Origin of the sequence: Pseudomonas sp. PDM10 (genome assembly GCF_014852295.1) — a bacterium.
In the GTDB taxonomy this organism is placed as follows: domain Bacteria; phylum Pseudomonadota; class Gammaproteobacteria; order Pseudomonadales; family Pseudomonadaceae; genus Aquipseudomonas.
This window is the reverse complement of sequence record NZ_JACVBJ010000007.1, coordinates 283,682-298,415: the sequence shown is the minus strand read 5'-3', so window position 1 is coordinate 298,415 and position 14,734 is coordinate 283,682. Positions and strand designations below refer to the sequence as shown.

Annotated in this window: 13 protein-coding genes; 8 read left to right on the top strand and 5 right to left on the bottom strand. The window is 60.1% G+C overall.

Annotation, left to right across the window (positions count from 1 at the left end):
* Positions 1 to 24 precede the first annotated feature (24 nt).
* Genes nuoG through nuoN form a run of 8 tightly spaced genes read left to right on the top strand, consistent with a single transcriptional unit; the run spans position 25 to position 10,019 of the window.
* Positions 25 to 2,739, top strand: coding sequence for an NADH-quinone oxidoreductase subunit NuoG (gene nuoG, locus IB252_RS24565; protein ID WP_192410541.1), 2,715 nt, complete (start codon positions 25 to 27; stop codon positions 2,737 to 2,739).
* Positions 2,736 to 3,743 (top strand): NADH-quinone oxidoreductase subunit NuoH, encoded by a 1,008-nt coding sequence (gene nuoH, locus IB252_RS24560; RefSeq protein WP_008146046.1) that lies wholly within the window; start codon positions 2,736 to 2,738, stop codon positions 3,741 to 3,743. Before nuoG ends, nuoH begins: the two co-directional genes overlap by 4 nt.
* A 12-nt stretch (positions 3,744 to 3,755) precedes the next feature.
* A complete protein-coding gene (gene nuoI / locus IB252_RS24555; protein ID WP_219847839.1) occupies positions 3,756 to 4,301 on the top strand; it encodes an NADH-quinone oxidoreductase subunit NuoI in 546 nt (181 codons plus the stop codon).
* 9 nt (positions 4,302 to 4,310) lie between these two features.
* Complete coding sequence (gene nuoJ / locus IB252_RS24550; protein ID WP_008146049.1) at positions 4,311 to 4,814, top strand: NADH-quinone oxidoreductase subunit J; 504 nt, start codon at positions 4,311 to 4,313, stop codon at positions 4,812 to 4,814.
* Positions 4,815 to 4,816: 2 nt separating this feature from the next.
* Positions 4,817 to 5,125 carry an NADH-quinone oxidoreductase subunit NuoK gene (gene nuoK, locus IB252_RS24545; protein WP_007946416.1) on the top strand — a complete coding sequence of 103 codons (309 nt, stop codon included), beginning with the start codon at positions 4,817 to 4,819 and terminating at the stop codon, positions 5,123 to 5,125.
* Positions 5,122 to 6,975, top strand: coding sequence for an NADH-quinone oxidoreductase subunit L (gene nuoL / locus IB252_RS24540; protein WP_192410540.1), 1,854 nt, complete (start codon positions 5,122 to 5,124; stop codon positions 6,973 to 6,975). The genes nuoK and nuoL overlap by 4 nt, the downstream gene beginning before the upstream one ends.
* A 40-nt stretch (positions 6,976 to 7,015) precedes the next feature.
* Positions 7,016 to 8,548 (top strand): NADH-quinone oxidoreductase subunit M, encoded by a 1,533-nt coding sequence (gene nuoM, locus IB252_RS24535; RefSeq protein WP_111448969.1) that lies wholly within the window; start codon positions 7,016 to 7,018, stop codon positions 8,546 to 8,548.
* Positions 8,549 to 8,555: 7 nt separating this feature from the next.
* Positions 8,556 to 10,019 carry an NADH-quinone oxidoreductase subunit NuoN gene (gene nuoN / locus IB252_RS24530; protein ID WP_033057078.1) on the top strand — a complete coding sequence of 488 codons (1,464 nt, stop codon included), beginning with the start codon at positions 8,556 to 8,558 and terminating at the stop codon, positions 10,017 to 10,019.
* A 553-nt stretch (positions 10,020 to 10,572) separates the two neighbouring features.
* Here nuoN and IB252_RS24525 read toward each other — a convergent pair.
* The 5 genes from IB252_RS24525 to IB252_RS24505 all read right to left on the bottom strand — a co-directional run bounded on the left by IB252_RS24525 (position 10,573) and on the right by IB252_RS24505 (position 14,732).
* A complete protein-coding gene (locus IB252_RS24525; protein ID WP_192410539.1) occupies positions 10,573 to 10,773 on the bottom strand; it encodes a co-regulatory protein PtrA N-terminal domain-containing protein in 201 nt (66 codons plus the stop codon).
* A 210-nt stretch (positions 10,774 to 10,983) separates the two neighbouring features.
* The gene (locus tag IB252_RS24520; RefSeq protein WP_192410538.1) at positions 10,984 to 12,726 is read right to left on the bottom strand and encodes an extracellular solute-binding protein; all 1,743 of its coding nucleotides are present in this window, start codon (positions 12,724 to 12,726) and stop codon (positions 10,984 to 10,986) included.
* Between the two features lie 47 nt (positions 12,727 to 12,773).
* Positions 12,774 to 13,046 carry a DUF2160 domain-containing protein gene (locus tag IB252_RS24515; protein WP_008146061.1) on the bottom strand — a complete coding sequence of 91 codons (273 nt, stop codon included), beginning with the start codon at positions 13,044 to 13,046 and terminating at the stop codon, positions 12,774 to 12,776.
* 10 nt (positions 13,047 to 13,056) lie between these two features.
* On the bottom strand, positions 13,057 to 13,857 hold the full coding sequence (locus IB252_RS24510; RefSeq protein ID WP_111448972.1) for a carbohydrate ABC transporter permease: 801 nt from the start codon (positions 13,855 to 13,857) through the stop codon (positions 13,057 to 13,059).
* A gap of 8 nt (positions 13,858 to 13,865) precedes the next feature.
* The gene (locus IB252_RS24505) at positions 13,866 to 14,732 is read right to left on the bottom strand and encodes a carbohydrate ABC transporter permease (RefSeq protein ID WP_111448973.1); all 867 of its coding nucleotides are present in this window, start codon (positions 14,730 to 14,732) and stop codon (positions 13,866 to 13,868) included.
* Positions 14,733 to 14,734 lie beyond the last annotated feature (2 nt).

Here is a 14,734-nt window from a genome sequence, read left to right as displayed (position 1 = left end):
CGGGCCAACGAAGAACTTTGAACCATGGCCACTATCCACGTAGACGGCAAAGAGCTCGAAGTCGATGGGGCAGACAACCTGTTACAGGCATGTCTGTCGCTAGGCCTCGATATCCCTTATTTCTGCTGGCACCCAGCCCTTGGCAGCGTTGGCGCTTGCCGCCAGTGCGCGGTCAAGCAGTACACCGACGAAAACGACAAGCGTGGTCGGATCGTCATGTCGTGCATGACGCCAGCCACCGACGGCAGCTGGATCTCCATCGACGACGAAGAAGCGAAAGTGTTTCGCGCCAGCGTCGTTGAATGGCTGATGACCAACCACCCTCACGACTGCCCGGTCTGTGAAGAAGGCGGTCACTGCCACCTGCAAGACATGACGGTGATGACCGGCCACAACGAGCGCCGTTATCGCTTCACCAAGCGTACCCACCAGAACCAGGATCTCGGCCCGTTCATCGGTCACGAAATGAACCGCTGCATCGCTTGCTACCGCTGCGTGCGCTTCTACAAGGACTACGCCGGCGGCACCGACCTCGGTGTATTCGGCGCCCACGACAACGTGTACTTCGGTCGCGTTGAAGACGGCACCCTGGAAAGCGAGTTCTCCGGCAACCTCACCGAGGTCTGCCCGACCGGTGTGTTCACCGACAAGACTCACTCCGAGCGCTACAACCGCAAGTGGGACATGCAGTTCTCGCCGAGCATCTGCCATGGCTGCTCCAGCGGTTGCAACATCTCCCCGGGCGAGCGTTACGGTGAACTGCGTCGTATCGAAAACCGTTTCAACGGTTCGGTAAACCAGTACTTCCTGTGCGACCGTGGCCGTTTCGGCTATGGCTACGTCAACCGCAAGGATCGCCCGCGTCAGGCACTGCTGGCCAACGGCGCCAAGCTGACCCTCGACGAAGCGCTGGATAAAGCCGCCGACCTGCTGCGCGGTCGCAACATCGTCGGTATCGGTTCGCCCCGTGCCAGCCTCGAAAGCAACTACGCGTTGCGCGAACTGGTCGGCGCCGAGCACTTCTATTCCGGTATCGAAGCCGGCGAGCTGGAACGCATTCGTCTGGTCATGCAGGTGCTCAAAGACAGCCCGCTGCCGATCCCGAACATGCGCGACATCGAAGACCACGATGCGATCTTCGTTCTCGGCGAAGACCTGACCCAGACTGCTGCGCGCATGGCCCTGTCCCTGCGTCAATCGGTCAAAGGCAAAGCCGAAGACATGGCCGACGCCATGCGCGTTCAGCCGTGGCTCGACGCTGCGGTGAAGAACATCGGTCAGAACGCGCTGAACCCGCTGTTCATCGCCAGCCTGGCTGAAACCAAGCTCGACGACATCGCCGAAGAATGCGTACACGCTGCACCAGACGACCTGGCCCGCATCGGTTTCGCCGTGGCTCACGCTCTCGACGCCAGCGCGCCTGCCGTTGAAGGCCTGGACGCTGAAGCTCTTGAGCTGGCCAAGCGCATTGCCGACGCCCTGCTCGCCGCCAAGCGCCCACTGATCATTGCTGGTACCTCGTTGGGTTCCAAGGCGCTGATCGAAGCGGCGGCAAACATCGCCAAAGCCCTGAAGCTGCGCGAGAAGAACGGTTCCATCAGCCTGATCGTGCCAGAGGCCAACAGCCTCGGCCTGGCCATGCTCGGTGGCGACTCGCTCGATGCCGCGCTGCAAGCCGTGATCGACGGCAAAGCTGACGCCATCGTCGTGCTGGAAAACGATCTGTACACCCGTACCGACAAAGCCAAGGTCGATGCGGCCCTGAATGCCGCGAAAGTGCTGATCGTGGCGGACCATCAGAAGACCGCCACCAGCGATCGTGCGCACCTGGTTCTGCCAGCCGCCAGCTTCGCTGAAGGCGACGGTACGCTGGTCAGCCAGGAAGGTCGCGCCCAGCGCTTCTTCCAGGTCTTCGACCCGACTTACCTCGACGCAAGCATCATGGTTCACGAAGGCTGGCGCTGGCTGCATGCCCTGCGCGCGACCCTGTTGAACCAGCCGATCGACTGGACCCAACTGGACCACGTCACCGCTGCCTGTGCCGCAAGCACTCCGCAACTGGCCGGTATCGTCAGCGCCGCACCGTCCGCCGCGTTCCGCATCAAAGGCCTGAAACTGGCTCGCGAACCGCTGCGTTACTCCGGTCGTACCGCCATGCGCGCCGACATCAGCGTGCACGAACCGCGTACTTCCCAGGATAACGACACCGCATTCTCGTTCTCCATGGAAGGTTACTCGGGCTCGGTCGAACCGCGTCAGCAAGTGCCATTCGCCTGGTCTCCGGGCTGGAACTCGCCGCAAGCCTGGAACAAGTTCCAGGACGAAGTCGGTGGTCACATCCGCGCTGGCGACCCAGGCACCCGCCTGATCGAAAGCACCGGTGACTCGCTGAACTGGTTCGCCAGTGTTCCGCGCGCGTTCAACCCGGCGCCGGGTACCTGGCAGGTCGTGCCGTTCTTCCACCTGTTCGGCAGCGAAGAGAACTCTTCCAAAGCCGCACCGGTTCAGGAACGCATCCCCGCCGCTTACGTGTCGCTGGCCAAATCCGAAGCCGACCGTCTGGGTGTCAATGACGGCGCCCTGCTGAGCTTGAGCGTGGCTGGCCAGACCCTGCGTCTGCCGCTGCGCATCAACGAAGAGCTGGGTGCCGGTCTGGTCGCATTGCCGGCCGGTTTCGCCGGCATTCCGCCAGCGATCTTTGGCAAATCCGTTGACGGTCTGCAGGAGGCAGCTCAATGACCTGGTTCACGCCTGAAGTGATTGACGTGATCATCGCGGTCCTCAAGGCCATCGTGATTCTGCTCGCCGTCGTGGTGTGCGGCGCGCTGCTGAGCTGGGTCGAGCGTCGCCTGCTCGCCCTCTGGCAGGACCGTTACGGTCCGAACCGCGTCGGCCCGTTCGGCGCGTTCCAGATTGCGGCCGACATGATCAAGATGTTCTTCAAGGAAGACTGGACCCCGCCGTTCGCCGACAAAGTGATCTTCACCTTGGCACCGGTCGTGGCCATGAGCGCCTTGCTGATTGCCTTCGCGATCATCCCGATCACCCCGACCTGGGGTGTGGCGGACATCAACATCGGCATCCTGTTCTTCTTCGCCATGGCCGGTCTGTCGGTCTACGCGGTGCTGTTCGCCGGCTGGTCGAGTAACAACAAGTTCGCCCTGTTGGGCAGCTTGCGGGCCTCGGCACAAACCGTGTCGTACGAAGTGTTCATGGGCCTGTCGCTGATGGGCATCGTGATCCAGGTTGGCTCGTTCAACATGCGCGACATCGTTGAATACCAGGCGCAGAACCTGTGGTTCGTCATTCCGCAGATCTTCGGTTTCCTGACCTTCTTCATTGCCGGCGTCGCCGTGACTCACCGTCACCCGTTCGACCAGCCGGAAGCGGAGCAGGAACTGGCCGACGGTTACCACATTGAATACGCCGGCATGAAATGGGGCATGTTCTTCGTCGGTGAGTACATCGGCATCGTGTTGATTTCGGCGCTGCTGGTGACCCTGTTCTTCGGTGGCTGGCACGGTCCGTTCGGGATTCTGCCGCAGATCCCGTTCATCTGGTTCGCACTGAAAACCGCGTTCTTCATCATGTTCTTCATCCTGCTGCGCGCTTCGATTCCGCGCCCACGGTATGACCAAGTGATGGATTTCAGCTGGAAGTTCTGCCTGCCGCTGACCCTCGTCAACATGCTGGTGACCGCTGCGATCGTGTTGCTCAACACGCCCGCCGTCGCGGCTCAGTGAGGATAGAGAATCATGAAGTACATATTTGACATCGTGCATGGCTTCTTCACCCAGCTTCGCAGCCTGGTGATGATCTTCGGCCACGCCTTCCGCAAGCGCGACACGCTGCAATACCCGGAAGAGGCGGTGTACCTGCCGCCGCGCTTCCGTGGCCGTATCGTGCTGACCCGCGACCCTGATGGCGAAGAGCGTTGCGTAGCCTGCAACCTGTGCGCCGTGGCATGCCCGGTCGGTTGCATCTCGCTGCAGAAAGCTGAAACCGAAGACGGTCGCTGGTACCCGGACTTCTTCCGCATCAACTTCTCGCGCTGCATTTTCTGCGGCCTCTGCGAGGAAGCCTGCCCGACCACCGCGATCCAGCTGACACCGGATTTCGAGATGGCCGAGTTCAAACGTCAGGACCTGGTGTACGAGAAAGAAGATCTTTTGATCTCCGGCCCCGGCAAAAACCCTGATTACAACTTCTATCGTGTTGCAGGTATGGCGATTGCCGGGAAGCCGAAAGGCGCCGCGCAGAATGAAGCCGAACCGATCAACGTGAAGAGCTTGCTGCCTTAAGGAAGAAAGATGGAATTCGCTTTCTATTTCGCATCGGGTATCGCGGTTGTGTCCACGCTTCGCGTGATCACCAACACCAACCCTGTGCACGCCCTGCTCTACCTGATCATTTCGCTGATCGCCGTGGCGATGACGTTCTTCGCCCTCGGTGCACCATTTGCCGGTGTGCTGGAAGTGATCGCCTACGCTGGCGCCATCATGGTGCTGTTCGTGTTCGTGGTGATGATGCTGAACCTGGGCCCGGCCTCGGTTCAGCAAGAGCGCGTCTGGCTCAAGCCCGGAATCTGGCTCGGTCCGGTCGCGCTCGGCACCCTGCTGCTGGTTGAACTGCTGTACGTGCTGTTCAGCCACGACAGCGGCCAGGCCATCGGCCACACCACCGTAGACGCCAAGGCCGTGGGCATCAGCCTGTTCGGTCCTTATCTGCTGGTGGTCGAACTCGCCTCGATGCTGCTGCTCGCCGCAGCGGTCACGGCGTTCCACTTGGGCCGCAACGAAGCCAAGGAGCAATGACGATGCCTGCTATCCCTATGGAGCATGGTCTGGCGGTCGCCGGCATCCTGTTCTGCCTCGGTCTGGTCGGCCTGATGGTCCGGCGCAACATTCTTTTCGTGCTGATGAGCCTGGAGGTCATGATGAATGCCTCCGCACTGGCCTTCATCGTTGCCGGTAGCCGCTGGGCGCAGCCGGATGGACAGATCATGTTCATCCTGGTGATCAGCCTGGCAGCCGCCGAGGCCAGTATTGGCCTGGCGATTCTGTTGCAGCTGTATCGCCGCTTCCACACTCTCGATATCGACGCTGCCAGCGAGATGCGCGGATGAATCTTCTCTATCTGACTTTCGTATTCCCTCTCATAGGTTTCCTGCTGCTGGCGTTCTCACGCGGGCGCCTCTCGGAAAACCTGTCGGCGCTGATCGGCGTCGGTTCCATCGGCTTGTCGGCCATCGTCACGGCTTATGTGATCTGGCAATTCAACGTCGCGCCACCTGAAGGCGGTCATTACACCATGGTGTTGTGGCAGTGGATGGCGGTGGAAGGCTTTACGCCTAACTTCGCGCTGTACCTGGATGGTCTGTCCCTGACCATGCTCGGTGTGGTGGTCGGCGTCGGCTTCCTGATCCACTTGTTCGCGTCCTGGTACATGCGCGGCGAAGCCGGTTACTCGCGCTTCTTCGCCTACACCAACCTGTTTATCGCCAGCATGCTGTTTCTGGTGCTGGGCGATAACCTGTTGTTCCTGTACTTCGGTTGGGAAGGCGTGGGCCTGTGCTCGTACCTGTTGATCGGTTTCTACTACAGCAACCGCAACAACGGTAACGCGGCACTCAAAGCCTTCATCGTCACCCGGATCGGCGACGTGTTCATGGCCATCGGCCTGTTCATCCTGTTCGCGCAACTGGGCACGCTGAACATCCAGGAACTGCTGGTGCTGGCGCCACAGAAATTCCAGGCCGGCGACTTCTGGATGGTCATGGCGACCCTGATGCTGCTGGGCGGCGCTGTCGGTAAATCGGCGCAACTGCCGCTGCAAACCTGGCTGGCGGACGCAATGGCCGGTCCTACTCCGGTTTCGGCACTGATCCACGCCGCAACCATGGTGACCGCCGGTGTCTACCTGATCGCCCGTACTCACGGCCTGTTTGCCCTGGCGCCGGATATCCTGCACCTGGTTGGCGTCGTCGGCGGTGTGACCCTGGTGCTCGCCGGTTTTGCCGCACTGGTCCAGACCGACATCAAACGCATCCTCGCCTACTCGACCATGAGCCAGATCGGCTACATGTTCCTGGCATTGGGCGTCGGTGCCTGGGATGGCGCGATCTTCCACCTGATGACCCACGCCTTCTTCAAGGCGCTGCTGTTCCTTGCGTCCGGCTCGGTGATCGTTGCCTGCCACCACGAGCAGAACATCTTCAAGATGGGCGGCCTGTGGAAGAAACTGCCACTGGCCTACGCCAGCTTCATCGTCGGCGGCGCGGCTCTGTCGGCCTTGCCACTGGTGACCGCGGGCTTCTACTCCAAGGACGAAATCCTCTGGGAAGCGTTCGCCAGCGGCAACCACGGTCTGCTGTACGCCGGTCTGGTCGGTGCGTTCATGACTTCGCTGTACACCTTCCGCCTGATCTTCATCGCGTTCCACGGTGAAGTGAAGACCGAAGCGCACGCCGGTCACGGCATCGCTCATTGGCTGCCACTGTCGGTGCTGATCGTATTGTCTACCGCCATTGGCGCGATGATCGTTCCACCGCTGCACGGCGTGCTGCCGGAAAGCGTCGGCCATGCCGGCGGCGAAGCCAAGCACAGTCTGGAAATCGCCTCGGGCGCCATCGCCCTGTCCGGTATCCTGCTGGCCGCGCTGCTGTTCCTCGGCAAGCGTCGTTTCGTCACTGCAATCGCCAACAGCGGCATCGGCCGCTTCCTTTCGGCCTGGTGGTTCGCTGCCTGGGGCTTCGACTGGATCTACGACAAACTGTTCGTCAAGCCATACCTTGCGCTCAGCCACGCACTGCGCAAAGACCCGCTCGACCAGACCATCGGTCTGATCCCGCGTATGGCCAAAGGCGGTCACACCGCCCTGAGCCGTACCGAAACCGGTCAACTGCGTTGGTACGCGGCATCGATGGCAGCCGGCTCCGTGCTGGTCATCGGCGCCATCGTGCTGGTAGCGGTCTGAATATGAACCTTGCGAACTTGCGAAAGGAATTGAGCCCGTCATGATTCTGCCTTGGCTAATCCTGATCCCCTTCATCGGCGGCCTGCTGTGCTGGATGGGTGAGCGCTTCGGCGCTACCCTCCCCCGCTGGATTGCGCTGTTGACCATGACCCTGGAACTCGCGCTCGGCCTCTGGCTGTGGGCCCACGGTAATTATTCATTTGCTCCGGCGCCTGGCGCCGATCCGACCTGGGCGCTTGAGTTCAAGCACATCTGGATCGAGCGCTTCGGCATCAGCGTGCACCTGGCCCTCGACGGCCTGTCGCTGTTGATGATCCTGCTGACCGGTCTGCTGGGTATCCTCTCGGTACTCTGCTCGTGGAAAGAGATCCAGCGTCACGTTGGCTTCTTCCACTTGAACCTGATGTGGATCCTGGGCGGTGTCGTCGGCGTGTTCCTCGCCCTCGACCTGTTCATGTTCTTCTTCTTCTGGGAAATGATGCTGGTGCCGATGTACTTCCTCATCGCGCTCTGGGGTCACAGTTCTTCGGACGGCAAGAAAACCCGGATCTACGCGGCGACCAAGTTCTTCATCTTCACTCAGGCGTCCGGCCTGATCATGTTGGTGGCGATCCTGGGTCTGGTCCTGGTCAACTTCAACGACACCGGCGTGATTACCTTCAACTACGCCGACCTGTTGAAAACCAAGATGTCGCTGACCACCGAGTACATCCTGATGCTCGGCTTCTTCATCGCCTTCGCGGTGAAGCTGCCAGTGGTGCCGTTCCACTCCTGGTTGCCTGACGCTCACGCCCAGGCGCCGACAGCGGGTTCGGTCGACCTGGCCGGTATCTTGCTGAAAACGGCTGCTTACGGTCTGCTGCGTTTCGCCCTGCCGCTGTTCCCGAATGCCTCGGCCGAGTTCGCGCCGATCGCCATGACCCTGGGTCTGGTGGGGATCTTCTACGGTGCGTTCCTGGCCTTCGCCCAAACCGACATCAAGCGTCTGATCGCCTACTCTTCCGTTTCCCACATGGGCTTCGTGTTGATCGGCATCTACTCCGGCAGCCAACTGGCGCTGCAGGGCGCGGTGATGCAGATGCTGGCTCACGGTCTGTCGGCCGCGGCACTCTTTATCCTCAGTGGTCAACTGTACGAGCGCACTCACACCCGTGACATGCGTGAGATGGGCGGCCTGTGGTCGAAGATCGCTTACCTGCCGGCCGTCAGCCTGTTCTTCGCTGCCGCGTCCCTGGGCTTGCCGGCGACCGGTAACTTTGTGGGTGAGTTCCTGATCCTGATCGGCACGTTCCCGAGCGCTCCACTGATCACTATCCTCGCGACGTCCGGCCTGGTGTTCGGTTCGGTCTACTCGCTGATCATGATCCACCGTGCCTACTTCGGCCCGTCCAAATCGGACGCGGTGCTGCATGGCATGGATGGTCGCGAACTGATCATGGTGGTCGGTCTGGCTGCGTTGCTGATTTTCATCGGCGTGTACCCGCAACCGTTCCTCGATACCTCTGCTGCGACGATGCATGGCGTGCAGCAATGGCTCGGCACCGCCTTCACTCAACTCGCTTCGGCCCGGTAAGAGCGCTATGGAATTCACGACTCAACACTTTATTGCGCTTGCGCCGTTGTTGATCACCAGCGCCACGATCATCGTGGTGATGCTGGCAATCGCCTGGCGCCGCAACCACTCGCAGACCTTCCTGATTTCCGTGGCGGGTCTGAACCTGGCGTTGCTGTCGATCCTGCCAGCCCTGAAAGTCGCGCCTCTGGCCGTGACTCCATTGCTGCAAATCGACACCTTCGCTTGCTTGTACATGGCGCTGATCCTGGTCGCCACCCTCGCTTGTGTGACCCTCGCCCACGCCTACCTCGGCGATGGCGGTTCGGGTTACCCGGGCAACCGTGAAGAACTTTACCTGCTGATCCTGATGGCCGCCGCCGGTGGCCTGGTACTGGTCAGCGCGCAGCACCTGGCCGGGTTGTTCATCGGTCTGGAACTGCTCTCGGTACCGGTCTACGGTCTGGTGGCTTATGCCTTCTTCAACAAGCGTTCGCTGGAAGCCGGTATCAAGTACATGGTGCTGTCGGCGGCCGGTTCCGCGTTCCTGTTGTTCGGTATGGCCCTGCTCTACGCCGACTCCGGCAGCCTGAGCTTCGTCGGCATCGGCCAGGCCCTCGCGGCCACCGGCCTGCCAAGCTCGCTGGCGCAACTGGGTCTGGGCATGATGCTGATCGGTCTGGCGTTCAAGCTGTCGCTGGTACCGTTCCACCTCTGGACCCCGGACGTTTACGAAGGTGCTCCGGCACCGGTGGCTGCGTTCCTGGCCACCGCTTCGAAAGTGGCTGTGTTTGCGGTGATGGTGCGGCTGTTCCAGATCTCGCCGGCCGCAAGCAGCGGTGTCCTGAGCGACGTGCTGACCATCATCGCCATCGCGTCGATCCTGTTCGGTAACCTGCTGGCACTGACCCAGAGCAACCTCAAGCGTCTGCTGGGTTACTCGTCCATCGCTCACTTCGGGTACCTGCTCATCGCCCTGGTGGCGAGCAAGGGTCTGGCCGTGGAAGCCATCGGCGTGTACCTGGTCACCTACGTGATCACCAGCCTCGGCGCGTTCGGCGTGATCACCCTGATGTCCTCGCCGTACAACGGCCGTGACGCGGATGCCCTGTACGAATACCGCGGCCTGTTCTGGCGCCGTCCGTACCTGACCGCCGTCCTGACCGTGATGATGCTGTCTCTGGCCGGTATCCCGCTGACCGCGGGCTTCATCGGCAAGTTCTACATCATCGCTACCGGCGTCGAGTCGCACCAATGGTGGCTGGTCGGTTCCCTGGTACTGGGCAGCGCCATTGGCGTTTTCTACTACCTGCGCGTCATGGTCACCCTGTACCTGATCGAGCCGAACCTGCGTCGCCACGATGCGCAACTGCACTGGGAACAACGTGCAGGCGGCGTGATGCTGCTGGCGATCGCCGCACTGGCGTTCTTCCTCGGTCTGTATCCGCAACCGTTGCTGGTGCTGGTTCAGCAGGCAGGGTTGGCGGGTTGATCGCTTGAGCGACACTCGGTAGAAAACAGAAACGGCACCTTCGGGTGCCGTTTTTGTTTTGGGCAAACTCGTCTTTCCAAATGACATCGATACCTCTCTGTCAGACAGCCAGCTAGATACCTACGAAAAGTAAAAGCCACATCTGCGAACCTGGATCTATCAGACCCACCCTGACCAATGTGGGAGCGAGCCTGCTCGCGATGGCGTCGGCATGTTCAACATCGTCATTGCCTGACATTGCGCTATCGCGAGCAGGCTCACTCCTACAGGTTGTGTGCCGTTCGCTAATTCTGTGGCCCCCCCCCCCGGATCACTGTGGGGTGCACCCGCATGGCTTGGCGTTCCACCCACATGACGAAATTGTAATTCCCCCATCACCTTGGCGTTATCCGCAGCTTGCAACGATGTCACCCGGCGACCATGCCGGCGGGCCTTCTCCGCCGAACAATAAAACCCACGCCGAAGCACGTTCCCGTTCTGCCGATGGCAATCCTGGCTCATAAAAAAGCCCGGCATCGAGACTCGATGTCGGGCTTGTTCAAGTGCGATGCGCTTACAAGTCTTTGGCGTTGTCGTCTTTCTTTTCATTGACGACGACGGGGTCGCGAGCTTGTTCCTTGGCGACGAACAGCTCTACGGAGCGGTCATTGACGGTCATCATTTTTTCGAAGGTCCGATCACCGCCGCCTTCGGCCAAGACCAGAGAGGACATCGCCAACGCTGCTGTAAAGGCACTGATTTGTACGAATTTCATGTTTGATTCCTCGTTTAAGTAGCTGACGGGATCAAGGTAACAATCCGAACCTTTCGTAACGGTGGCGCGCAAATTACATATCCGTTATGTAGACGCAGCGCTGAGTCAGAGATAAAACCTGTGGGAGTGAGCCTGCTCGCGATTGCAATGGATCAGGCACCAAAGAAAACGGCACCTTACGGTGCCGTTCGCATTTCAAAGTCCAGCGGTTTACTTACGCGCCGACTCCCACGATTTCAGCAGTTCGTTGTAGCTCACGGTTTCACCTTTAGGCTTCTCGTTCGCCAGTTTTGGCTTCGGTGCACCCGGTTGATCCAACCAGTACTGCGCGTCGCGCTCGGGGTTCATTTTCGGGGCGCAGGTGGCTTGCGCCTTCGAGCGTTCCAGACGGGTCATGATCGCGTCTTGATCCTTGGCCAGACCATCGAGCGCCTGTTGCGGGGTTTTATCGCCACTGGCGGCTTCGGCGATGTGGCTCCACCACAGTTGTGCCAGACGCGGATAGTCCGGCACGTTGGTCCCGGTCGGGGTCCATTGCACGCGGGCCGGGCTGCGATAGAACTCGACCAGACCACCGAGTTTCGGTGCCAGGTCGGTCATGGCTTGCGAGTTGATGTCCGACTCGCGGATCGGCGTCAGGCCGACGATGGTTTTCTTCAGGGATACGGTTTTCGAAGTCACGAACTGCGCATACAGCCAGGCCGCGAGTTTTTGCTTCTCAGGCGTGGACTTCATGAACGTCCAGGAACCCACGTCTTGATACCCCAGTTTCATGCCCTGCTCCCAGTATGGCCCGCGCGGCGATGGCGCCATGCGCCATTTCGGCGTGCCATCGGCATTCACCACTGGCAAACCCGGCTTGGTCATGTCGGCGGTGAACGCGGTGTACCAGAAGATCTGCTGGGCGATGTTGCCCTGGGACGGTACCGGACCGGATTCGGAGAAGGTCATGCCTGCCGCTTCCGGTGGCGCGTACTTCTTCAGCCAGTCGACGTATTTGGTGGTGGCAAACACCGCGGCCGGGCCGTTGGTATCGCCGCCACGGGTCACGCTGGAACCCACCGGATGGCAGTCTTCGACACGAATGCCCCACTCGTCCACCGGCAAACCGTTGGGCAAACCCTTGTCGCCGCCACCGGCCATTGAGAACCAGGCATCGGTGAAGCGCCAGCCCAGGGACGGATCTTTCTTGCCATAGTCCATGTGCCCGTAGATGCGCTTGCCGTCGATTTCCTTGACGTCTTCGCTGAAGAATTTGGCGATGTCTTCATAGGCCGACCAGTTCACTGGCACGCCCAATTCGTAGCCGTATTTTTCCTTGAACTTGGCTTTCAGCTCCGGCCGCTCGAACCAGTCGGCGCGGAACCAGTAGAGGTTGGCGAACTGCTGATCAGGCAATTGGTAGATCTTGCCGTCGGGCGCTGTCGTGAAGGAAATGCCGATGAAGTCCTTGATGTCCAGGGTTGGCGAGGTATACGCCTTGCCTTCGTTGGCCATCAGGTCGGTGATCGATTCGGTCTTGCCGTAGCGAAAGTGCGTACCGATCAGGTCCGAGTCGTTGACCCAGCCGTCATAGATGCTCTTGTCCGACTGCATCACGGTCTGCAGCTTTTCCACCACGTCGCCTTCTTGCAGCAGGTCGTGGGTCACCTTGATCCCGGTGATCTCGGTAAAGGCCTTGGCCAGCACCTTGGACTCGTATTCGTGAGTGGTCAGGGTTTCGGAGACGACTTTGATGTCCATCCCGCGAAACGGCTCCGCCGCCTTGATAAACCACTTCAGTTCGGCGAGCTGTTGCTCTGCCGTCAGGGTGGACGGTTTGAACTCACTGCCAATCCACTTTTTCGCAGCGTCTTCGTAGGCATCGGCCCAGGCTGCAGCACTCAGCCCGCTGAGTGCCAGCATGGCTGCCAATGAAACGCTATGTCGCAGCTTATTGTTTTTGTCGAACATAGAGACCTCCTTTTAGGGTTTCGGAGCAACTTTGCCGAGCGATTCGACTAGCCCCAACGCATCACAGCCAACAGCCACACCAGGGACAACGCGAACGCAACCCAGATGCTCCAGTCGGTGACGCCGATTACCAGCAAATGCAGGTAGGCGCTGCCGAGAAGACCGATAAACAACCGATCGCCACGGGTGGTGGCAATCGGCAACAAACCACGGCGAAGAATGCTCGGCGAACGCAGTTCCCAGGTCGTCATGCCCACCAGGATCAAGGCAATAACGCTGAAGAATGCCGCCGTAGGGCCGGTCCAACTCATCCATTCCATCATCAGCTCCTCAGACCCGGCCCAGGGCAAAGCCCTTGGCCACGTGGTTGCGAACAAACCAGATCACCAGCATGCCTGGCAGGATAGTCAACACCCCCGCTGCCGCCAGCACGCCCCAGTCGATGCCGGACGCGGAGACTGTGCGTGTCATCACCGCCGCAATCGGTTTGGCGTTGACCGACGTCAGCGTCCGCGCCAGCAGCAGTTCGACCCAGGAAAACATGAAGCAGAAAAACGCCGTCACACCGATCCCGGAACCAATCAGCGGAACGAAAATCTTCACGAAGAACTTGGGAAAACTGTAGCCGTCGATGTAGGCGGTTTCGTCGATCTCCTTCGGCACGCCGGACATGAAGCCCTCAAGAATCCACACCGCCAATGGCACGTTAAACAGGCAGTGAGCCAGTGCCACCGCGATGTGGGTGTCGAACAAACCGATCGAAGAGTACAGCTGGAAGAACGGCAGCAAAAACACCGCCGGCGGCGCCATGCGATTGGTCAGGAGCCAGAAAAACAAGTGCTTGTCACCGAGGAACCGATAGCGCGAGAACGCATACGCGGCCGGCAATGCCACGCTCAGCGAAATCACCGTGTTCAGGCTCACGTAGTACAGCGAGTTGAGGTAACCGGTGTACCAGCTCGGGTCGGTGAAGATCACCTTGTAGTTGGCGAAGGTGAAATCCTGGGGAAACAGCGTCAGACCGCCGAGGATTTCGTTGTTGCTCTTGAAGGACATGTTCAGCAGCCAGTAGATCGGCACCAGCAGGAACAGGATGTAGATCAGCAGTGGAATCAGCTTTCTCTTGCTCATGGCGGGCCTCACCGATTGGCGTCAGAGTGAGTCATGGCGGTGTAGAACAGCCACGACACCAACAGGATGATCAGGAAGTACACCAGCGAGAAAGCCGCCGCCGGGCCGAGGTCGAATTGCCCTACGGCCATTTGGGTCAAGGTCTGACTCAAGAAGGTCGTGGCATTGCCCGGACCACCACCGGTCAGCACGAACGGCTCGGTGTAGATCATGAAACTGTCCATGAACCGCAGCATCACCGCGATCAGCAATACGCTCTTGAGCTTGGGCAACTGGATGTGTCGGAACACCGCCCAGGCCGAGGCCCGATCAATCCGTGCCGCCTGGTAATACACGTCCGGAATCGCCCGCAGACCCGAGAAACACAACAGCGCCACCAACGACGTCCAGTGCCAGACGTCCATCACCAGCACCGTGACCCAGGCGTCCATGGTGTTGGCCGCATAGTTGTAACTGATGCCCATGGCATTGAGGCTCGACCCCAGCAAACCGATGTCCGCCCGACCGAAGATCTGCCAGATCGTCCCCACCACGTTCCACGGAATCAGCAACGGTATCGCCAGGATGATCAGCACCAGCGATGACCAGCGGCCCTTGATCGGCATGGTCAGGGCGATGGCGATGCCCAGCGGGATTTCGATCAGCAGCACACAGCCGGAGTAAATGAACTGACGCAGCAATGAGTCATGCAGGCGCGGATCGAGCAGCACTTGCTTGTACCAGTCGGCGCCGACGAAGTAGCGGCTGGACTGGTCGAAAATGTCCTGCACCGAGTAGTTGACCACCGTCATCATCGGGACCACCGCACTGAACGCCACCAGCAAAAACACCGGCAACACCAGCCACCAGGCCTTGTTGTTCTGCACCTTGTTCATGG